Origin of the sequence: Solidesulfovibrio carbinolicus, assembly GCF_004135975.1 — a bacterium.
In the GTDB taxonomy this organism is placed as follows: domain Bacteria; phylum Desulfobacterota; class Desulfovibrionia; order Desulfovibrionales; family Desulfovibrionaceae; genus Solidesulfovibrio; species Solidesulfovibrio carbinolicus.
In genome coordinates this window covers 1,206,180-1,227,441 of the sequence record NZ_CP026538.1, presented here as the reverse complement: position 1 = coordinate 1,227,441, position 21,262 = coordinate 1,206,180, and the positions used below count along the sequence as shown (strand labels likewise).

At 66.3% G+C, this 21,262-nt stretch carries 17 protein-coding genes; 2 read left to right on the top strand and 15 right to left on the bottom strand.

The genetic code is table 11. The features are described from left to right. Positions 1–158 precede the first annotated feature (158 nt). The 5 genes from C3Y92_RS05390 to C3Y92_RS05370 form a co-directional block, all read right to left on the bottom strand. Entirely contained in the window at positions 159–2,534 is a 2,376-nt protein-coding gene (locus C3Y92_RS05390; RefSeq protein ID WP_129350296.1) for a mechanosensitive ion channel family protein, read from the bottom strand. Positions 2,535–2,716: 182 nt separating this feature from the next. Continuing rightward, positions 2,717–3,181 carry a universal stress protein gene (locus tag C3Y92_RS05385; protein WP_129350293.1) on the bottom strand — a complete coding sequence of 155 codons (465 nt, stop codon included), beginning with the start codon at positions 3,179–3,181 and terminating at the stop codon, positions 2,717–2,719. Next, positions 3,178–3,579, bottom strand: a complete 402-nt coding sequence (locus tag C3Y92_RS05380; protein ID WP_129350290.1) for a biotin/lipoyl-binding protein — start codon at positions 3,577–3,579, stop codon at positions 3,178–3,180. Before C3Y92_RS05380 ends, C3Y92_RS05385 begins: the two co-directional genes overlap by 4 nt. 12 nt (positions 3,580–3,591) lie before the next feature. Continuing rightward, entirely contained in the window at positions 3,592–4,701 is a 1,110-nt protein-coding gene (locus tag C3Y92_RS05375) for a YeiH family protein (protein ID WP_015861957.1), read from the bottom strand. Between the two features lie 15 nt (positions 4,702–4,716). Continuing rightward, entirely contained in the window at positions 4,717–5,139 is a 423-nt protein-coding gene (locus C3Y92_RS05370) for a universal stress protein (RefSeq protein ID WP_129350287.1), read from the bottom strand. Positions 5,140–5,337: 198 nt separating this feature from the next. Here C3Y92_RS05370 and C3Y92_RS05365 point away from each other — a divergent pair, with 198 nt between their 5' ends. Next, positions 5,338–7,758, top strand: coding sequence for a c-type heme family protein (locus C3Y92_RS05365; protein ID WP_129350285.1), 2,421 nt, complete (start codon positions 5,338–5,340; stop codon positions 7,756–7,758). Then, on the top strand, positions 7,755–9,164 hold the full coding sequence (locus C3Y92_RS05360; RefSeq protein ID WP_129350282.1) for a sigma-54-dependent transcriptional regulator: 1,410 nt from the start codon (positions 7,755–7,757) through the stop codon (positions 9,162–9,164). Before C3Y92_RS05365 ends, C3Y92_RS05360 begins: the two co-directional genes overlap by 4 nt. A 111-nt stretch (positions 9,165–9,275) precedes the next feature. Here the strand turns inward: C3Y92_RS05360 and C3Y92_RS05355 are convergent, their stop codons facing one another. The 10 genes from C3Y92_RS05355 to murD form a co-directional block, all read right to left on the bottom strand. After that, positions 9,276–9,887, bottom strand: a complete 612-nt coding sequence (locus C3Y92_RS05355; protein WP_129350279.1) for a LysE family translocator — start codon at positions 9,885–9,887, stop codon at positions 9,276–9,278. 23 nt (positions 9,888–9,910) lie between these two features. Then, on the bottom strand, positions 9,911–11,572 hold the full coding sequence (locus C3Y92_RS05350; RefSeq protein ID WP_129350276.1) for a radical SAM protein: 1,662 nt from the start codon (positions 11,570–11,572) through the stop codon (positions 9,911–9,913). An 82-nt stretch (positions 11,573–11,654) separates the two neighbouring features. Next, entirely contained in the window at positions 11,655–12,968 is a 1,314-nt protein-coding gene (ftsZ, locus tag C3Y92_RS05345; protein ID WP_129350274.1) for a cell division protein FtsZ, read from the bottom strand. A 57-nt stretch (positions 12,969–13,025) separates the two neighbouring features. Further along, positions 13,026–14,252, bottom strand: a complete 1,227-nt coding sequence (ftsA, locus tag C3Y92_RS05340) for a cell division protein FtsA (RefSeq protein WP_129350272.1) — start codon at positions 14,250–14,252, stop codon at positions 13,026–13,028. A 228-nt stretch (positions 14,253–14,480) separates the two neighbouring features. Beyond that, positions 14,481–15,422 (bottom strand): cell division protein FtsQ/DivIB, encoded by a 942-nt coding sequence (locus tag C3Y92_RS05335; RefSeq protein WP_129350270.1) that lies wholly within the window; start codon positions 15,420–15,422, stop codon positions 14,481–14,483. Next, positions 15,419–16,306, bottom strand: coding sequence for a UDP-N-acetylmuramate dehydrogenase (locus C3Y92_RS05330; RefSeq protein WP_129350268.1), 888 nt, complete (start codon positions 16,304–16,306; stop codon positions 15,419–15,421). Before C3Y92_RS05330 ends, C3Y92_RS05335 begins: the two co-directional genes overlap by 4 nt. Further along, on the bottom strand, positions 16,296–17,669 hold the full coding sequence (murC, locus tag C3Y92_RS05325) for a UDP-N-acetylmuramate--L-alanine ligase (protein WP_129355798.1): 1,374 nt from the start codon (positions 17,667–17,669) through the stop codon (positions 16,296–16,298). The genes C3Y92_RS05330 and murC overlap by 11 nt, the downstream gene beginning before the upstream one ends. 36 nt (positions 17,670–17,705) lie before the next feature. Next, complete coding sequence (gene murG / locus C3Y92_RS05320; RefSeq protein WP_129350266.1) at positions 17,706–18,812, bottom strand: undecaprenyldiphospho-muramoylpentapeptide beta-N-acetylglucosaminyltransferase; 1,107 nt, start codon at positions 18,810–18,812, stop codon at positions 17,706–17,708. Next, on the bottom strand, positions 18,809–19,936 hold the full coding sequence (ftsW, locus tag C3Y92_RS05315; protein WP_129350263.1) for a putative lipid II flippase FtsW: 1,128 nt from the start codon (positions 19,934–19,936) through the stop codon (positions 18,809–18,811). Before ftsW ends, murG begins: the two co-directional genes overlap by 4 nt. After that, complete coding sequence (gene murD, locus C3Y92_RS05310; protein ID WP_129350260.1) at positions 19,933–21,261, bottom strand: UDP-N-acetylmuramoyl-L-alanine--D-glutamate ligase; 1,329 nt, start codon at positions 21,259–21,261, stop codon at positions 19,933–19,935. Before murD ends, ftsW begins: the two co-directional genes overlap by 4 nt. Position 21,262 lies beyond the last annotated feature (1 nt).

Genomic DNA, 21,262 nt, shown 5'->3' with positions numbered 1-21,262 from the left:
GCCCCGACCGCCGGGCACCTCGGGTCATTCCCACGAAAAGCGCCTCAGGCGCCTGGCAGGCAACAGACTAAGACCATATATCTTCCTTAAAAAATACTGGCGTATTGTTTAAGGTACGCGGGGCCGAAGCCTTGGCCGGCGTCATGGGGCCGGCGGCCTCAGCCCTCCTCGTCGGACTTATCGGCCTTGGCCGCCGGCCGTTCGGCGTCCTGGCCCACGGCGGCGGCGGCAGCGGCGGCGGCGGCGGCAGCGGCCAGGGGCGGCAGGCCGGCCGGCTGCTCGGCCGGCTGTTCGCCGCCAGCCAGTCCGCGCATCTCGGGCGGGAAGTACACCGTGACGTTGCGGTGGGCAAACTCGATGCCGTTTTTGCGAAACGCCTCCTGCACCCGGCGGTAAAGCTCCTTTTGCACCACGAACTGGCGGCCGGGCACGGTCTTGAACTTGATGCGCAGGATCATGGCCGAATCTTCCATCTTGCGCACGCCCATGGACTTGATGTCGCTGAGCATGCCTTGGCTGAGTTCCTCGTCGGCCAGGAACTCCTTGTTGATGCGCTTGATGATCTTGCGGATCTTGTCGATGTCGGCGTCGTAGCGCACCCGGAAGTCGAGCTTGGAGATGATGTAGTCGCGGCTGAAGTTTTGCAGGATTTTGAGTCCCCCGTAGGGGATGGTGAAGACCATGCCGCGCGGGTGGCGCAGTTTCATGGAGCGCAGGGAAATCTGCTCCACCGTGCCCTTGGCCGTGCCGGCCTCCACGTAGTCGCCCACGCGAAAGGCGTCGTCGATGAGGAAAAAGACGCCGGAAATGATGTCCTTGACCAGGGTCTGGGCGCCGAAGCCGATGGCCAGGCCGATGACGCCCGCGCCGGCTATAAGCGGCGCGATGTCCACGCCCAGGGCGGACAGGGCAATGAGCGTCCCCATGACCACGATGACGCTCAAGATGAACTTGCGCAGCAGCATAAGCAGCGTGGCGCTGCGCGAACCGCCCGCGCCGCCGCCCTCCTCCATCTCCTCGCCCGGCAGGGACGTTTCTTCGCTGAGCCGTCGGTCGATGCGGATGCGCACCACCTCCCAGGCAAGCAGGCCGCCCACGACAACTAAAAGGACGCTCAACACGTTGCGGGCAAAAAGCCAGCCCAAGGCAATCTCCACCCCCCACATCTTGAGCATGGCAAAGGCGGCAAAGGCGGCCAGCACCAGGCGCAGGGCTTTGCGGATCAGCGGAATGTAATAGCGCAGGGTGCGCTTGTCCGGCTCGGCCTTGGCCTCGGCCTGCTCGGCGGCGACGGCGGCGGCGCTCCCCGCATCCAGGGGAATGATCTCCCGGTCCTCCCCGGAGGCGACGAGCAGGAGCTTTCGCACCCACAGGTCCACGCCGATGCAGGCCGGTATGGCGAAAAGGCCCATGACCAGATGCAGGATGGTGGCGTCGCCGACCAGGGACTGGCTGCTCCAATACAGGCCAATGGCCAGGACATAGGCCATGGCCACGACATGGCCGTAGCGGGCGGCAAAGGCGCGCTTCCCGGCCGGTTCGCCCTCGCCGGCGATGGCGGCGGCCACCCGCTCCCGGTTGGCGTAGAGCATGGCCGCCAGCATGATGCCGACCACCGGGCCGGCCTGGGCGTAGAGGATGTCGCCAAAGGCCTCGGCCTGGCCCACCTTTTCCAGGGCGATGCTGACCACGCCCACCACCAGGCAAACCAGGGCGATGGCCACCATGCCGCGATACAGGGTGGCCGCGTCGGCGTCGGCCAGGGGAATGGGCCGGGCGGCCTCGAAGTCCGGCGCGAGCAGCACCCGGGCGGCGGCCTGGATGCACAGATAATTGGTCAGGCCGACGACGCACAGCAAACCCAGTTCGCGCAGCGCGCCCGAGGCCGGGACCAGGACCAGGTAGAGCAGGGAAGCGACCACGAAAAAGGCCGCCACCTCCAGCAGTTGCAGCCCGAGGTTGGCCAGGATGGCCAGCCACCGGCCAAGGCGCGGCCCGGGGCCGGCCGTGTCCAGACGCCGCTTGAAGCCCTGGCGTAGCCGGCCGGTCCACAGGAAAGCCGCCACCCCTCCGGCCATGATGGCGGCCAGCACGGCCAGATAGCGCAGTAAGACGGACGCGCCGCCGCCGTCGCTCAAGTTGGCCAGAATCTTGTGCCGGCCCAGCTCCTGGCCGGCCTCGTGGAAAAAGGCGGCGTTTCGGGCCTGGATGGTGCGGATGTTGGATTCCAGCCCTTCAAAAACATCCTGGATCAGGCCGCTGGACTGGCCGGAGCCTTCGCCTTCGCTGGCCTTGGCCTTGGCCGCCAGTTTTGCGTGAAGCAGTTGGCGGGCCTGGGCGTCGGTCAGGGTGGCCATGAAGGCATCGACCTGGGCCGGATCGGTGGGTTCTTGGGGCATGGCGGCCGGCGCGGCCTTGGCCGCCTTGGGCATGGCCGGATTAATGCCGGCCTGGGCCGGGCCGACGCCCCAGGCCAGGGTCATGACCAGGGCCAGGGCCAGATAGACCGCACGTTGCCGCACTGTCGCCGTCATGCTCGCTCCTTGGGGAATGGACCGCCCCTGCACGGGCAAGGCGGCGGAAGCTTGCGAATGGTATGCCAGGCGTCGCGCCAAGACAATGGCGGTTTCGGTTTCTGGCTGATGCTGTCGCGCCAAATGCAAACGGGCGGCCCCGAAGGACCGCCCGTTAATAATCACAAGGGTTGCCGGCCGCCTCAGGCCGCCGCGACGGCCTGTCCAGCCAGGACCACCGGGCAGGGCGCGGCACGGACCAGCGCCTTCGTGCCGCCGCGACGCTGGGACAGGCCGCGCGTGAGCGGATCGGCGCACACGATGTGGCCGTAGCCGCCTTCCCGGGCCTCGCGGAGGACCGCGTCGGTCAGATGCTCCAGATCGTCGCAGCAAATGGCCTCGAAGCGGGCGTCCACGCCGGCCGCCTGGGCCTCGGCCAGGAATCGGGCCTTGAGCTCGGCCTCGGCCGCCTTTTCGTGCTCCTCGATGTAGCCCAGGAACGTGGCCCGGGCGTTGGAGCCGAGCAGCCAATCATGGCCGATGTAGACGTTCCAGCCGCGCTCGTAGACGAAAAGGCCGACAGCGGTCTGGCCAAGTTGCCGGGCCAGGGCCAGGCCTTGGCCGATGGCCTGGCCGGACTCGTCGAGGACGACCAGCACCCCGGTCACGGCAAGGTCCCCTTCTCATGCTCCAGGACCACGATGGGCTTGCCCTTCTTGAGTTCGTCGCCGGGCTTGGCCACGACCTTGATCACCTTGCCGCCGGCGGCGGACTTGATCTCGCGCACCACCAGCTTTTCCTCGACCTTGCCCTGGGTCCACTTCTTTTCCTTCACTTCAAAGGAATACAGCGGCTCGCCCTTTTTCACCATGCCCGACTCGACGGCGCTAATGGCCACGATCTTGCCGTCCATGGGCGCGCCGACAGTGACCGTGGGCACGATAAAGGCCATGTAGCACAGCACGAACACCACCAGACAGCCGACCAGCACGATGGCCGCCACATCCTCGTGGCGGTCGGACCGGAACACCGTCATCTTGCCGCTTTTTTTCACTTCTCCGGCCATATCATAAACTCCTTAGAAGGACGATTCCTTGCTGACGAAAAACATGATGACAAGCAGGGCCACGACATACTTGAGACAGCCGGCGGCCAGACCCACCTTGAGCGGCTTGCCGCCGGCGGTCTTGATCTCGCGGATGTCGATGTAGGCGCCCTGGCCGACCAGGCCGATGCCGAAGATCCAGGACATGACGTCGCGCATCATGTGCAGGGTGTTGGAACCCTCGGCCCCAAGCGCCCCAACCGACGACAGGAAGGTCATGCCGAAAAAGCCGATGACGAAAATGGGGAACTTGTCCTTGAGGATGCCGACCAGGGACAGATGCTCGGCCTGAGCCTCGGCGCGCCAGAACCACATGGTGATGAAAAAGACCACGAACGGGATGGAGATGACGCGCACCACGTTCCATATCTCGCCATAAGCCACGGCCGTGCCCGGGGCGATGGTCGGGTTGAAGGCCAGGCAGGTGGCCAGCACCTGGCCGGAGTTGAGAATACCCGTGCCGACCCAGGCCCCGAACTGGTAGTCGGACATTTGCAGGGCCTTGCCGACAAAGGGCGACACGAACATGGTCATGATGCCGAAACCGAGGATGGTGGCGATGACCAGGGCCACGTCGGAGGGCTTGGCCTTGACCGCCGGCGAGGTGGCCACGGCGGCCGAAACGCCGCACACGCCGCAGGCCGCGGCCATGACGCCGATCAGCGAGCGGTCCATGCCCATGAGCCGGCCCAGGAACATCACGAAGAAGATGGTGCCGAAAACAAAGGTCATGATGAGCAGGATGGCGATGCCGCCGACCTTGGCCAGGCTCTGGATGGTGTAGAGCGAACCCAGCATGATGACGCCGGACTTGATGAACAGGCGCGTGGTGCGAAAGCCCTCTTCAGCCCAGGCCGGAATCTTGCCGCCAAAAAGCAGGTTGCGGTAGAGCATGCCGACGATGATGGCCAAAAGGATGTAGTTGAGGCTCAGCACCTTGACCAGCCAGCCTTTCTGGCCAAACAGCACGGTATTGGCCATCCACGGCTCGACCCAGGTGCGCAGCACCCACAGCGTGCCGACCATCAGGGCCAGGCCCGGAAGGATGGCGGCGATTTTCCCGAAAATACCCTTGTCTTCCATGATAAACCCCTCTGCTTATTTCACGATGAACACGCTGCGCGTGGAGTATTCCGCCACCCGGGACGACACGCTGCCCATAAGCATCCGCAGCGCCCCGTGTTTGCCGGTGGAACCGATAACAATAAGATCGGCGTCAACTTCGTCGGCCGCGTCGAGAATGGCATCGGCTGGACGGCCGTCCTTGATGACCAGCTCGGCAGCAATGCCCATGGCGGCCAAGCGGGCCGTGACCTTGCGCATGGCCCCGCCGGCCTCCTCGGAAAGCGACCGGGAGACCAGTTCGCAGCCTTCCGCGCCGATCTCCTCGCTCGACAGGCACAGGTCAGGCACCACATTGACGATGACCACTGTTCCGCCGCTTTTCCCGGCAATGCCGGCCGCGACATCAAGCGCCTTGTCCGCTTTCTCCGAACCGTCATGAGCCACCAAAATTTTCATCCTTCTCCTCCTTTGTCATTGGGAGCACCCGGCCACTGCAAAGCAGAGGCCAAAGGAATTCCTTATTTTAACCTATTAAAACAATTATAAAATTATTTCAACCCCCAATCTTATCGCAAACTCCAGTTAGCACCCTGAAGCCGCCGGGCCGCATTGCCTTTTTCCCAAACCGGCCCCACATTTGGCCAAGGAGCGGACATGAAGACTCTCAAACATCGTTTCCTCGTCGGCCTGTCGGTCAGCATGGCCGCCCTGGGCGTCTTTTTCGCCGTGCTGTTGTCCATGAACCTGCGCGACCAGCTCGTCAGCGACACCGAGCACAAGGCTTCCCTGGTGCTGTCCCAGGTCGAGGCCGTCCAGGCCTACGTGCGAGAAGTCTTGCGCCCCTCCATGTACGACCTGCTGCCGCCCGACGCCTTTATCCTGGAGGCCATGTCCACCTCGTTCGTCACCCGCAAGGTCATGAGCGACCACAACGCCCTGGGCGACCAGTTCCGTTACCGCCGGGTGGCCGTGGGGGCGCGCAACCCCGACTACGAAGCCGACGCCTTTGAGCGCGGCGTCATGGCCCGCTTTGCCGCCGATCCGGAAGTGACGCGCATTGAGGAAATCACCGAGCGAAACGGGGAGGAAGTGTTCGTGGCTGCCCGGCCGGTGCGTTTTGAACCGTCGTGCCTGCGCTGCCATGGCGACCCGACCGACGCGCCAAAAGCCCTGCTGGAGCGCTACGGCGACACGCGCGGGTTCTGGCGGCATTCCGGGGAACTCTTCGGCCTGGACATGGTCACCGTGCCCGTGGCCGGGGCGCTGGGGCAGATCAAGGGCACGACCATCAGCTTCCTGTCGCTTTTCGCCCTGGGGCTGGCCGCCTTCTATCTGACGCTGCAGGTCTTTTTCGACCGGCTGGTGGTGGTCAACCTGCGCCGGGCAACCGACGTGCTGCGCCGGTATTTTCCCAAGGAAGCCGGCGAAGCCCCCAAGGCCGCCGCCCCGGCCGCCGTGGAAGACGAGATCGAGGAAATCTACGCCGGCATCGACGCCATGGCCTCGCGCCTCAAAGAAGCCCGGGAGAACATCGAGGACCACGCCCAGAACCTGGAGCGCAAGGTGGCCGACCGCACCCTGGAGCTGGCCCGGGAAGCCGACGAACGCCGCTCGGACGTGTCGCTTTTCGTGGAGCTTTTAAGCATCCTCAACTTTTCCCAGACCCGCTCCGAACTCTTAAGCGCCGCCCTGGCCCGGGTGGCCGGCCGGTTCGGCGCGTCCGGGGCCGCCTATGAGTGCGAATTTTCCGGCGGCGGCTCGGCCACCTGGCCCCCGGGCGCGGCCATCCCGCCACCGCCCGACAACTGGCGCGCCTTGCTGGCCGTGGGCGAACTGGTCCTGACCGACCAGGCCGCGTTTATTCCCGTGCGCACCACCGACGTCAGCCGGGGCCTGCTCCGCCTCTATTTCCCCGAAGATGGCCCCGGCCCCGATCCCCAGGCCGAGGACCTCTACCGGGCCATCGGCCACCAGCTCGGCATCGCGCTGGAAAATCTCGACGCCATCAATTCCCTGCTCGCCCAAAACACCCTGCTCGCCTCCATCTTCGACGGCATCTCCGATCCGTTGGCCCTTATCGACAGCGCCTCGGGTATCATTCTGGCCAACGAACCGGCCCGGGAGCTGGCCCGGGCCTTGGAAGACCGGCCGGCCCTGCCCGGCGAGACGCCACGTCTGCCGGCCCGGCTGGTGGGCGATCCCATCCACGCCGCCGACGCCGGCCCGGACGCGCCCGTGGCCACTACCGTGGCCCTGGACGGCGGCCGGTCCTTTGCCGTGGCCCGCTATCCCCTGGCCTCGCCCTCGGGCCACTCCCGGCGCTTCGTGGTCTACGCCCGGGAAAACACCGCCGAACGGCGGATGCTTGAGCAGCTGCGCCAGACCGAAAAGCTCGTGGCCGTGGGCAAGCTGGCCGCCGGCCTGGCCCACGAGATCAACAATCCGCTGGGGGTCATCGCCTGCTACGCCGAACTGCTGCGCCAATCCCTGGCCGATCCCCAGGCCCTGGACGATCTGGCCGTCATCGAACGCCACGCCGTCATGGCCAAGAAGGTGCTGCGCGATCTTCTCGACTTCGCCCGGCCCCGGCCGGCCAAGCCCGGCCCTTGCGATCTCGGGGCGCTGCTTTCCGGCTTGGCCCGCATCTTCGAGGTCCAGGCCCAGTCGCGCCATTCCAGCCTCTGCCTGGACGTGCCCGAGGGCATCCCCCTGGCCAAGGCCGATGCCGGCGCTTTGGAGCAGGTGCTCTCCAACCTCCTTTTAAACGCCCTGGACGCCGTGGAGCCGGGCCAGGGACGCATCACCCTGTCCGCCGCCGCATCCCCAGACGGCGAGCAGGTCAGCCTCACCGTGGCCGACAACGGCCCCGGCATCCCGGCCGTCGACCTGCCCCACATCTTCGATCCGTTTTTCACCACCAAGGAAGCCGGACGCGGCACGGGCCTGGGACTGGCCGTGGCGTTTGGACTGATGCGCGACATGGGCGGAACCATCGAAGCCCGAAACGACGGCGGCGCGGTCTTCACCCTGACCCTGCCCGCCTGCCACGGCCCCTGCCAGGAGGACGCTTCGTGAACGACACTCCCCGCGTGCTCATCGTTGACGACCAGCCCGACTTCGCCAAGGGACTGGTGCGGCTGCTTACGCCCAAGCTCCCCAAGACCGCCCTGTCCTGCGTGCTCTCGGCCGAGGCCGCCCTGGACGATCTGGCCGGCGCGCCCTGCGACGTCATGGTCACGGATCTGCGGATGCCGGGCTTGTCCGGCCTGGAGCTTTTGCCCCGCGCCCTGGCCCTGCAACCGTCTCTTGGCGTGGTGCTGCTGACCGCCCACGGCGACATTGATTCGGCCGTGCTGGCGCTCAAGGCCGGGGCTTACGACTTCCTCACCAAGCCGGTGGATTCCGACCATCTGGCCCGGGTCATCGCCAAGGGGTTGGAGCGCGCCGAACTGTTGCGCGAGAACCGGCGGCTGCGGGCCGCCGTGTCCGCCTGTGGCGCCCAGGCCGGAATGCTTGGGGAATCGGCGGCCATGCGCCAGGTGAAGCAGACCATCGCGGCGGTTGCCGCCTCGGACTATACCGTGCTCATCCGGGGCGAATCCGGCACAGGCAAGGAGCTGGCCGCCCGGGCCGTCCACGCCCTGTCGCGACGGGCCGGCGGGGCGTTTTTGTCGGTCAACTGCCCGGCCATCCCGGATCAGATTCTGGAAAGCGAACTGTTCGGCCACGTGCGCGGCGCGTTCACCGGGGCCGAGCGCGACCGGCGCGGCCTTTTCGTGGCCGCAAGCGGCGGCGTGTTGGTGCTGGATGAAATCGGCGACATCCCCATGAGCGTACAGACCAAGCTCTTGCGTGTGCTCCAGGAGCGCGAGGTGCGGCCGGTCGGGTCCAGCAAGTCGGTCCCGGTGGACGTGCGCATCCTGGCCTCCACCAACCAGGACCTGGAAGCCAAGATCGTTGACAAGACCTTTCGCGAGGACCTGTACTACCGCTTAAACGTCCTGACCGTGCGCCTGCCGCCACTGCGCGAGCGGCGCGACGACATCGCGCTTTTGGCCACGGCGTTTCTGGAACGCGCCTGCCGGGAAATGGGGATTGGCGACAAGGAGTTCTCCCCCGAGGCCCTGGCCGCCCTGGCCGGGCGCGACTGGCCGGGCAACGTCCGGGAGCTTTTTAATTTCGTGCGGCGGCTGACGGTGTTCTCGCCCGGCGACGTCATCAGCGCCGGGGCCGTCACAGAGGCCGATCCGGGCGCTCTCGACCAGCCCCAGGCCGAGGGTCTCGCCGAGAGCGCCTCGGCCGGGCCGTATCTGGAAGCCAAGGGGCAAGTGGTGGACGCGTTTACGCGGCGCTACGTCGAGCGGCTGCTCAAGCAGACGCGCGGCAACATCTCGGAAGCGGCCCGGGTGTCGGGGCTGGAGCGGGTGTCGCTGCAGAAGATCCTGAAACGGCTGGGCATCGCTGCGGACGCCTTTCGCTAACTGCCAAAGCCCACGTCCCCCATGTGGGGTTTCCAAAGGGGGTCACCCCCTTTGGCCGCCGGAGGCACTCTTCCTCTTCCCTTCTCTCCCCCTCACCTCCCCACTCTCTCCCTACTGCCGGGCCGCCGCCGTCAGCAGGCCCGCGCCGACCATGACGCCGCCGCCGGCGAGCTTGAGGCGGTGCATGAAGCGCGGGTTCTGGATGCGGCTGCCGGCCGTGCCGGCGAGGTAGCTGAAAAGGCTCACGTTTATGGCCGAGAGCAGGCAGAAGGTCGCGCCCAGGAGCAGCAGTTGCGGGCCGGCCGGGGCGTCGTGGCTGATGAACTGGGGCAGGAAGGCAACGAAAAAGAGGATGGGCTTGGGATTGACCGAGGTGACGGCCAGGGCGTGGAGGAATTTCTTGCGGCTGCTGACGATATTGAGCTTGGGCGTTGCCGTGGCCCCGGAGCGGATCATGCCGACGCCGAGGTAGATGAGATAGAGCGCGCCGCAGTATTTGAGGATGGTAAAGGCTTGGGACGAGGCGGCCAGCACCGCGCCGAGCCCGGCCACGGAGCAGGTCAGCGCCACGGCGTCGCCCAGCACCACGCCGGCGACCAGCGGCCAGTTCTTGCGGCGGCCTTCGGCCAGGCCGTAGCCCACGACCATAAGCACGGTGGGGCCGGGGATGACGAGCAGCACCGAGGCGGCGGCGATGAAGGCAAGGTAGAGCGGCCAGGTCATGGAGGACTCCTTTGGCCGCCTTTTTACGCTTCTCCCAGGGTGTCGTAAACACCGCAACGTTTGCAGCCGCCGCAGCCGGCCGGCGGGCATTTGGCCGTGGGCGCGGCCTGCTGGTAGCGCTGCCATTCGCGCCAGAGGAAGTCGCGGGAAACGCCGTTGTCGATGAAATCCCAGGGGAAGGCCTCGGCTTCGGGGCGCTCCCGGTCGAGGAAGGCGGCCGGATCGCCGTCCCAGCGCTTGAGCGCCCGGCGGAAGCTGCCGGCTTCGACGGCGGCGACGATGAGGGAAAAAAGCGTCTGGTCGCCCCGGGCCAAAAGCCCTTGGAGCCGGGCCTGGGACGGGGTTTCGGTTTCCACCCGAAAACCCTTGAGCCCTTTGACGGCGGCCCGCACCCGGGCATAGCCGGCCTCGATGGCCGCCTCGGAAGCCATGGGGGCCCACTGCATGGGGGTGAAGGGCTTGGGCACCAGCGGATTCACCGACAACGTGGCGTGGGCCACGCCGCGCTTGCCGACGCCAATGGAGGCGGCGGCGGCCACCTTGTCGAGCAGCGGGCGCAAAGCGTCGTAGTCGGCCTCGGTCTCGCCGGGCCAGCCAATGATGCAATAGAATTTGAGGTGGTTGACGCCGTGCTTGCCGGCCAGGGCGACAGCATTAAGCAGCGCTTCCTCGGAGAGCTGCTTGTTGGCGGCGGCGCGAAGGCGCGGGCTTGGGGCTTCCAGGGCCAGCGTCAAGGTGCGCAGCCCGGCGGCGCGCAGGATGGTGAGCAGCTCGGGGGTCAAGCCATCGGCCCGCACCGAGGACAGGGAGAACTTCGTGCCGCGCTCCCGAAGCCAGGTCAGAAACGGGATGAGTTCGGGCCAGTCGGTGAGCGCCGTGCCGACCAGGCCGATCTTTCGCGGCGACACGGTCTCGATGAGCGACTGGAGGTCGGCCAGGCGCGACTGGCGCGGCGGGCGGTAGACATAGCCGGCGGCGCAGAAGCGGCAGCCGTAGGGACAGCCGCGATTGATCTCGACCAGAAACATGTCGCGGAATTCGGCATGGCCCGACACGAAGCAGGAATGGGCCGGAACGGCAAGGAGCGTTGGCGCGCCGCCGGCCAGGGCCGTGGCCCGGGTGACGGGGCCGGTGGTGCGGCCGGGCAGATAGACGCCTGGGAGATGCGCCACGGCGTCCAAACAGGCGGCCTTGTCGCCGCCGGAAAGGGCCACGCGGGCCAGGGCGGCGCAGACCTCGGCCAGCCCGGCCTCGGCCTCCCCAACGAACAGAAGATCAAGAGCCGGCAGAAATGGCGCGGGATTGAGAAAGGCCAACGGGCCGCCGGCCATGACGATGGGAAAATCGGGGCGCTCTTCGCGGCGCAGGGGAATATCCGCGGCCACCAGGGCCTTGGCCGCGTCCAGGTATTCCTCTTCGTAGCACAGGGAAAAGGCGATGACCGGAAAATCGGCCAGGGCGCGGCCGGAATCCTCGGCCTGGGGCGGGGTTGCGGCGCGGGTGAAGACGCGCTCCACGGCCAGGGTGGGAGCATCGGCCAAAAGCCGCCAGGCGGCCTGCCAGCCCAGGGCCGACAGGGCCATGGCGGCGTCGCCGGGCACGGCCAGGGCCACGGGCAGCCGTCCGCCCCATTCGGGCGCGGCAGGCCTGTCCAGGCCGAAATAGACCTTGGTGGAATCGTTCAAGATGTGTCCCGGCCTCCTTTAGAGGGGGCCGGGGGGAGCGAAGACTCCCCCCGGCAGGGAGATCGGGGGAGAAGCGGGGAGGCTAGTCCGCCTGCATCCGGATGAAGGAGGGGATTTCGAACTCCTCCTCGTCGAAGATGAATTCTTCCTCGCCCACGGGCTGGGTCTTGATCGGCGGCTGGGACAGGGCCGCTTCGGGGCCGCCTTTCTTGGTGCCTTTGCGCAGGTAGGCGGGGATGTTGTAGTCGTTGCCCTGGCTGTTGAGCACCCGCATGCTGCGCGGGCTTTGCACGCCGCCGGAGGAGCCGCCGTGGTGGTGATGGGCGGCGGCCGGCGCGGCGGCCGGGGCCATGGCTTTCTGGCGGGCCAGGGAGGTGATGACCTCCATGGGCTTTTGCTCGACCACGGCCTTTTGCTGCACGGGCATGCCGCGCTGGGAGGCGGACTCGATGCCGGTGGCGATGACGGTGATGCGCATCTCGTCGGTGGCGTCGGGGTCGAAGACCGTGCCGAAGAACACCTTGGCGTCTTCGTGGACGGCCTCGGTGATGGTGGAGGCGGCTTCGTCCACTTCCTCGATGGTGAGGTCCGGGCCACAGGTGATGTTCATGAGCACGCCCTTGGCGCCGTCAATGGTGACGTCTTCCAAAAGCGGGCTGGTGATGGCCTTAAGCGCCGCCTCGCGGGCGCGGGATTCGCCGCGGGCGGTGCCAAAGCCCATCATGGCCAGTCCCATCTCGCTCATGACGGCCTTGACGTCGGCAAAGTCGAGGTTGATCAGGCCCGGCACCATGATGAGGTCGGAAATGCCCTTGACGGCATAATACAGGACCTCGTCGGCCTTTTTGAGCATCTCGATGAAGGTGGCCTTTTTGGAGGCCAGGGACAGCAGGCGGTCGTTGGGGATGGTGATGATGGAGTCCACCACGTCCCGCAGGGCCTGGACGCCCTTCTCGGCCGAGAGCAGGCGTTTTTTGCCTTCGAAATAAAACGGCTTGGTGACCACGGCCACGGTGAGCGCGCCGGCTTCCTTGGCCACCTGGGCGACCACGGGAGCGGCTCCGGTGCCGGTGCCGCCGCCCATGCCGGCGGTGACGAAGACCATGTCGCAGTCGCCGATGGCGGCGCGGATGGCGTCGATGCTCTCCAGGGCGGCGTCACGGCCGACGTCGGGATTGGCCCCGGCCCCGAGGCCCTTGGTGAGCTTGTCGCCAAGCTGGATGCGGTATTCGGCCTGGGAGCGCTGCAAGGCCTGAATATCGGTGTTGGCGGTGATAAAGGTCACCCCGGACATGGATGAGGTGATCATATTTTCCACGGCGTTGCCGCCGCCGCCGCCGCATCCGACCACTTTGATGCGGGCGTTCGAGCCTTGATCGAGTTCCAAGTATTCCATCTGTTCCCCCTAGCGAACTCCCTGTTTTCCCCCAACAAACGACAACTTACGCGGACGCTATTTCACGTCCACGAACCATTTCCGCATCCTCCCCAGAATGCGGTTGAACACGTTCTCATCCCGGATGCGGAAGCGCTGTTCCACGCCTTCTTTTTCCGCGCCGTACATGAGAAGCCCCACGGCGGTGGCGTACATGGGGCTGTTGACCACGTCTTTTAAGCCCCCGACTTTGTCGGGATAGCCGATGCGCGTGGGCAGGTTGAAAATCTGCTCGCCCAGTTCCTGGATGCCCTCGATCAGCGCGGTGCCGCCGGTGAGCACCACGCCCGCCCCGATCTGGTTTTTCATGCCGGAGCGGATGAGTTCCTGATCCACCAGGGCCAGCATTTCCTCCACGCGCGGCTCGCAGATCTCGGCCAGCACCTGGCGCGACAGGCGGCGCGGCTCGCGCCCGCCCACGCTCATCACCTCGATGACTTCGTCCTTCGGGACCATTTCCGCCAGGGCGCAGCCGTACTTGACCTTGATCTTTTCGGCCGAGGCCATGGGGGTGCGCAACCCGAAGGCGATGTCGTTGGTGAGGTTGGTGCCGCCAAGGGCGAGCACGGCGGTGTGCTTGATGGAGTCGTTGGCGAAGATGGCAAGGTCGGTGGTCCCTCCCCCGAGGTCCACCAGGGCCACGCCGATTTCGCGTTCTTCCCCGGTCAGCACGGCCTTGGACGAAGCCAAGGATTCCAGAACAATGTCGGAAACGTCGAGCCCGGCCCGGTGACAGGAGCGGATGATGTTCTGGGCGCTGGTGACGGCTCCGGTGACGATGTGCACGCGCACTTCCAGACGCACCCCGGCCATGCCGAGGGGGTCGGCGATGCCGCGCTGGTCATCGACGATAAATTCCTGGGGCAGGATGTGGATAACCTCCCGGTCCAGCGGAATGGCCACGGCCTTGGCCGCGTCAATGACCCGCTCAATGTCCCGGGGGCCGACCTCGCCGCCCTTGACGGCGATGACCCCGTGGCTGTTGAAGCCCTTGATGTGGCTGCCGGCAATGCCGGCGTAGACCGAGCGGATTTCGCACCCGGCCATGAGTTCGGCTTCTTCCAGCGCTTTTTTGATCGATTGCACGGTCTGTTCGATATTGACGACCACGCCCTTGCGCAGGCCCGTGGAGGGGCTGGTGCCAATGCCCACCACGTCCACGCCCTCGGGCGAAAGTTCGCCGACGACCACGCAAATCTTGGTGGTGCCGATATCGAGACCGACGATAAGTTCCGACCTGGCCATACGAATCCGCTCCCTGAACGTTTCGGCGTCGTGGGGTTGGCCGCGCCCACAGGCGGGTTGTACGTCAAACCCGCGCGAATTTCATTGGTAAAATGGCGCGTCCCGGGTTTTTTGTCACGCCTCCCACAGGCGCTTCGCCAACCCCGAAAGCACGCGGCGCGGCCCGGCGCTTCCCATTTTCCTGCAAAGGGCGTCAACCCCTTTGATTCCTTGTTAAATATAACCCATCTATGAGCTTTGCGGCGCGTCCCCCGCGCCCCGCTTCTCGACCCAAACCTTGTCGCCCTCGGCGGTGATGAGCCCCACTTTGTCAAGCTCGCCGCGCCGGCGCAAGTCCATCCAGACCATGTTCATCCGCGACAGGTTGCGCCGCCAGTTCTGGGACCCCAGGCACAAGACGATGCCCGGTTCCATGAGCCGGATTTCCAGCCCACGGCCCCAACTCAGGCGCAGCCAGGCGATCTGTCCGAAATCGAAGGGAACCTGATGTTCGGCCACGGCCCGGCGCAGATCGGCCAGAATGGGCAGATGCTTTTCCATCCCGGCCTCGACCTCGATCTGGGGCAGGGACACGAACTGCCCGGGCTCGACCTTGTCGATGATGCGCCCGACCTCGTCGGCGTAATAGAGGGTTCCCTGATACTGCACAAGATAGGAAGGGGCCTTTTCCCGCACTTCGATCTGAATTGTCCCGGGCAGCACCCGTTTGACCGACACCGAATCGACCCACGGCTCCCGGGAAAGCTCGGCCCGCATCCGGTCCATGGACAACGACAGCACGTTGACCCCGGGGGTCAGGCCGGCCACCTGGCGGATATGCTCTTCGGAAAGGCGCGAAAAACCGCTGACTTCGGCCTGCTGCAGGGCAAAGTAGTTGACCGTGGTCAGCCAGCGGTAGCCGGCCAACAGGGCCACGCTGACGGCCAACACGATGGCCCCCATGAAAGCCATGGACACGGCCCGGGTGAACACCTTGCCAAGGCCGCCGAAGCTCACCGACGGCAGCTTGACGCCGCCAGAGCCGCCGCCGGAGCGGGCATTGCGGTTCTTGTTGCCCCGCGACGAAACGGTGCGGCTTTTGACCGTGATGCGCGGCCCGCTGTACCCGTTGCGCTTTTTTTTGGCCGAGATTCCCCCGAATCCCGACAATGTTCCCGCCCTGACGTTCATGGAACCACCCTCACTTCCAGTTCGAGTTGGCGACCGAATCGCTCCCGCACCGCCTCCCGCGCCAAAGCCAGAAGCTCAAGCGCCTCCCCGCTCGTCCCGCCGCCCAGGTTAACCAGAAAATTGGCGTGCAACGAAGAAAACGCCATCTTTCCAACCGCCCTTCCGGCGAATCCCGATTCCGCCAGCAGCCGCCAGGCCGCTTCCCCGGGCGGATTTTTAAACACGCAGCCGGCCGTGGCCGCCGTGATCGGCTGGCTGGCCCGCTTTTTCTTGAGGTTGGCGATCATCTCCTGGCGAATCTCGATGGGTTCGCGCACCTCGCAGTCGAATTCCGCTTCCAGGACCAGAAAAAACCCGGTCAGGCCCGGCACGACGAAACGGCGGTAACCGATGTCGAGTTTCTCCCGACCAGCCCAAAAAAGTCCCCGCTCGGGCGTCCACAGCTGGACCCGGGCCAAAATCGCGCCCACCTCGTCGCCATAGGAGCCGGCATTGCCGGCCACGGCCCCGCCCACGCTGCCCGGCACGCCAATGAGCCCCCCAAGCCCGGACAACCCCTGGGTGGCCAGCCAGGCCACCAATCGCTGGAGCTTGACCCCGGCCCCGCAGCGTACCCGGACTTTTCCCTCGGGGCGGTCCGGCAACACGCGAGGTTCATCGCGCAGCCTGGGCCGCACCAGCACCAACGGCAGTTCGCCGTCTCGGGCCAGGAGATTGCTCCCGCCGCCCAGGGCCAGGGGCGCGCCGCCAAGCCGCTCCAGGGTTTCGCCAAGGCCCAGGGCGTCGTCAGCCTGATCAAAGACCACCTCGGCCAGGGCGCGACCGCCGAGCTGTAGCGTGGTGCGGGCCGACAACAGCGGCCCGGCTTCGACCTTAAGCGCCACGCTCCGACTCCAGATAATGCGCGCCCACCTGCCAGATGCTGCCGGCCCCAAGGGTCACGAACAGGTCCCCCGGCCGCAGGATGCCCGGCAGGGCCGCTTCCATGGCGGCGAAATCCGGGTAGTAGGCGACTTTCGTCTTGGTCACCTGGCGGATGCCTTGGCCCAGGCTTTCGCCGCTCACGCCGGGAATGGGCGCTTCCGAGGCCGGATAGATTTCGGTCAAGAGCAACTCGTCGGCGGCTTCGAAACAGGTGCAGAAATCGCCAAAAAGGGCCTTGGTGCGGGAGAACCGGTGGGGCTGGAAAGCCACCACCAGCCGGCGTTCGGGATACACGGCCCGGGCCGTGGCCAGGGTGGCCTTGATTTCGGCTGGATGGTGGCCGTAGTCGTCGATGACGACCACGCCGTCCTTCTCGCCCTTGCGCTCGAAGCGCCGGCCCACGCCAGCGAACTTGGCCAAGGCCTCGGCAATGGTTCCCAGGGGAATGCCGACCTCCAGGGAAACGCCGATGGCCCCCAGGGCGTTTAAGACATTGTGGCGGCCGGGGTGATTGAGGCGCATCTCGCCCAGGCGCTTGCCGTCGAGGGAGACCTCGAAGCAGCTCATGGCCCCGGAGTCGATGACGCGGCCGCGAAGACGGGCCTTGTCGGAAAAGCCGTAGGTCAGGATGGGCCGGTTGACGCGGGGCAGGATGCGGGCCACGCCGGGATCGTCCAGACAGACCACGCTGACCCCGTAAAAGGGGATGTTGTTCAAAAAATTCACGAAGGCGTCGTCGATGGCCTCAATGCCGTCGTAGTGATCGAGATGGTCGGCGTCCACGTTGGTGACCACCGAGGCGATGGGCGACAGACACAGAAACGAGCCGTCGGATTCGTCGGCCTCGGCTATAAGGTATTCGCCCTGGCCCAGGCGCGCCCCGGCCCCGTAGGCATTCAACCGCCCGCCGATGATGACGGTGGGGTCGTAGCCGGCCTCGGTGAAGATGGTGGCCAGAAGCGAGGTGGTGGTGGTCTTGCCGTGGGTGCCGGCCACGGCGATGCCGGTGCGCAAGCGCATGAGCTCGGCCAGCATCTCGGCCCGGGGGATGACCGGGATGCCGCGCTCCCGGGCCACCACCACTTCCGGGTTGTCGCTGGTCACGGCCGTGGATTTGACCACCACGTCGGCGTCGCCGAGATTTTCCCGGCCATGGCCGATGGCGATGGACGCGCCAAGGCTGCCCAGGCGACGCACGGTCTGGCTCATGGACAGGTCCGAGCCGGAGACCTCGTAGCCGAGGTTTAAAAGCACTTCGGCGATGCCGCTCATGCCCGAGCCGCCAATGCCGATCATGTGGATCTTGCGAACCTTGTTGCGCATCCCCGAGGGCGCGCCGTGATTTTTCTGAGCCGTCATCTAGCGTTCTCCCTTGTGCGCGGCCATGGCCAGCAGGGCCCGGGCAATGTCGTCGGCGGCGTGGGGCAGGGCCTGGCCCAGGGCGGCCCGGCTCATGGCCTCAAGGCGCGCCGGATCGCCCAGAAGCCCGATGACGGTCCCGGCCAGATCGATGCCGGGCAGTTGGTTTTGGGCCACGCTCTGCGCCGCGCCGGCCTTGGCCAGAAAGGCGGCGTTGACGGTCTGGTGGTCGTGGGTGGCGAACGGAAACGGAATGAGCAGCGACGGTTTGCCGGCGGCCGTGACCTCGGCCAGGGTGGTGGCTCCGGCCCGGGCCAGGACCAGATCGGCCCAGGCATAGGCCGCGGCCATGTCGTCGATGAAATTCTCGATGACCACCTCAGGCTCGTCGCCTTTGGCCTCGCGGCCGGCCAGCACGGCATGGGCCTGGGTGGTGACGCGCTCGAAATCGGCCCGGCCGGCTTGCAGACGCACCTTGACCCCGGCGTCGAGTAAGGTCGGCAGGATGGCCATGACCGCGTCATTGATGGCCTTGGCCCCCTGGCTGCCGCCAAGGACGAGAAGCCGCTTGGTTCCGGGATGGGGCGCGGCCGTGGCCGCGCGGGCAATGTCGGCCCGGATGGGGTTGCCCAGGCGCGTTGTCCGCCCGGCCGGGAAGACGCCGGCCTCGTCGGGATAGGTCGTAAAGACGCGGTCCACGAACCGGCCGAGCACCTTGTTGGTGACGCCGGGGACGCTGTTTTGCTCGTGGATGGCCGTGGGCACGCCCATGAGCCGGGCGGCGGCCACGGGAATGAACCCGGCGTAGCCGCCAAAGCCGCAGACCACGTCCGGGGAGAATTCGCGGATGCGCGCCCCGGCCAGACCAAAGGCCCGCAACATCCAAAACGGCGCGGCCAGGGCTTTTATGCCCCGTCCGAAAACGCCCTTGGCCGGCAGGGCCACAAAGGGCAGCCCGGCCTTGGCCGCCAGCTCCCCTTCCGGGCCGGCGCCGCCGATGAAAAGGACATCGAGGCCCGGCGCAAGGCGCATGGCCGCCTCGGCCACGGCCAGGGCCGGGAAGATGTGGCCTCCCGTGCCGCCGGTGGTGACGATGAGCCGGGTCATGTCCTGGCGCTCCTGGAAAGATTGAGCAGGATGCCGACGCACAGGAAGCAGGCCAGCAGATTGGAACCGCCATAGCTTAAAAACGGCATGGCCACGCCCTTGGGCGGCACGCAGCCAAGGACAACGGCCAGGTTGAGGAGAAACCCCAGTCCCAGCACCAGCCCCATGCCGTAGGCCGTGAAGCGGTCGCGCAGATCGTCCTGGGCCAGAGCGACCTTGAAAGCGCGGTAGAGCAGGATGCCGATGCAGACAAAGACGATGGACACGCCGATAAAGCCCAGTTCCTCGCCGACAACGGCCATGATGAAGTCATTGTGGGCTTCGGGCAGGTAGAAGAGCTTTTGCTTGCCCGCGCCGAACCCGGCCCCGGCCACGCCGCCGGACCCGAAGGCGTAAAACGACTGCACGAGCTGGTAGCCGACATTTTGCGGGTCCTTGAAGGGATCGAGAAAGGCAAACCAGCGTTTGAATCGGTAGGGCGAGGAGGCGATGAGCAGTCCCATGGCCCCGATGCCGAAGAACATGGACACGGCAAGATAGGTCAGCCGGGTGCCGCCGACCAGGCTCATGAGGAAAAAGAGCATTCCCAGAAACACCGCGCCGCCAAAATCCGGCTGAAGCAACAAAATCAGTCCCAAAAACCCGGTGACCACGACCGGCGGGATAAAGCCCACCGAGAAGGAGCGCACGAGTTGCTGCTTCTGGCTGAAAAAATAGGCCAGATACATGACCAGCACCACCTTGGCCAGCTCCATGGGCTGCAAGGACATAAAACCCAGGCGCATCCAGCGCCGCGCTCCGCCGGCCTTGACGGAAAACGGCGGCACAAGGGTGAGCACCAAAAGGCCAATGATGAGAAACAGCCACAGATAGACCGGACCGTGCAGGATCTTTCGGGGCATCCAGGCGCAGATGGTCATCAGCACAAGGCTTATCATGGCGAAAAGCCCTTGCCGCTGGATGAAGAAATAACGGTTGCCGTTAAACCGCTCAGCCATGACGCCGCTGGAGGAAAAGACCATGACGAGTCCCAGGCCGGCCAGCACCAGAGCCGCGCCCAGGAGCCAGTAGTCGATGGAGCCGTTGGCCTTGGCCTCGGCCGACTGCACGGTGATCCTGCTCATGCGCCCTGCCCTGCCCCGCCGGCCGGTTGGGCCGGCAACGCCGCGAACGCCTGCTGGAAATCGCGTCCCCGGGCCTTGTAGTTGGGATACTGGTCAAAGCTCGACGTGCCGGGGGAAAGCAGCACCGCGTCGCCCGGCGCGGCGTCGGCGTAGATACGGGCCACGGCCTCGGCCAGGGTCGGGTCGTAATGGACGGGAACCACCCCGGCAAAAGCCGTCTCGAAGACCTCCCGGCTGCCGCCGAAAAGGCCCACGGCCACGACGTTCTCTTTGAGCAGCGGCAGCAGGGCTTCCAGGTCGCCGCCCTTCCAGACGCCGCCGCACAACAGCCGCACCGGCCGGTCGAAGCTGCGAATGGCCGCTTCCATGGCCGTGACGGTGGTGGCCTTGGAGTCATCGACGAAAAGCACCCCGCCCTTCTCGCCGATGATCTGGATGCGATGGGGCGCGGGCACGAAATCGGCGAACACCTGCCGGGCCAGCTCGATATCCACGCCAAAGGCGCGGCAGGCCAGGTAGGCGGCCTCCATGTTGGCCTGGTTGTGGACGCCGGCCAGACGCGGGCACAAAAAGCCCGAGGCGGCGGCGTACCAGGTGACTCCGGCCCGGGTGAAGGGCCGGCCGGACAGCAGCGGGCGCAGCTCCTCGGCCACGATGGCGTCGTCACCGGGACGCTGGGCCGCGAAAATCTTGAGCTTGGCGTCGAGGTATTCGTCCAGGTCGGCGTGCCAGTCCAGGTGGTTGGCGGCGAAATTGAGCAGAACCGCCACCTTGGGCCGAAACGTCTTGGTGAGCTGCAGCTGGAAGCTCGACACTTCGAGCACCACCACGTCGGCCGGCTCCTCGGAGAGCACATGGTCGGACAGCGGCGTGCCGATGTTGCCGCCGGTGAACACCCGGCGGCCGGCGGCTTCGAGCAGCGCGCTTATGAGCATGACCGTGGTGGTCTTGCCGTTGGAGCCGGTGACGGCCACGATGGGTTCCGGGGTGAACCAGCTGGCCAGTTCGAGTTCGGAGACGACCTGGGCGCCCGGGCAGGCAGCCAGGGCCGGGGCCAGGTTGGCGGCCCGGATGCCGGGCGAGAGCACGACCAGATCGGCCCCGGCGAAATCGGCCGGTCCATGTTCGCCGGTGCGCAGATCGTAGCCGAGCGATACGGCCTCGGCGCGCAATTCGTCGGAAACGGCGGCCGGGTTTTTCTCCAGAAAGCGCACGGACGCGCCCAGGCGCGACAACAGCCGGGCCGCCGAGCGGCCCGACGCGCCAGCCCCGGCCACAACGGCCTGATGGCCGCGCAGTTGATCGGTATGGAGCATTTCACGCATG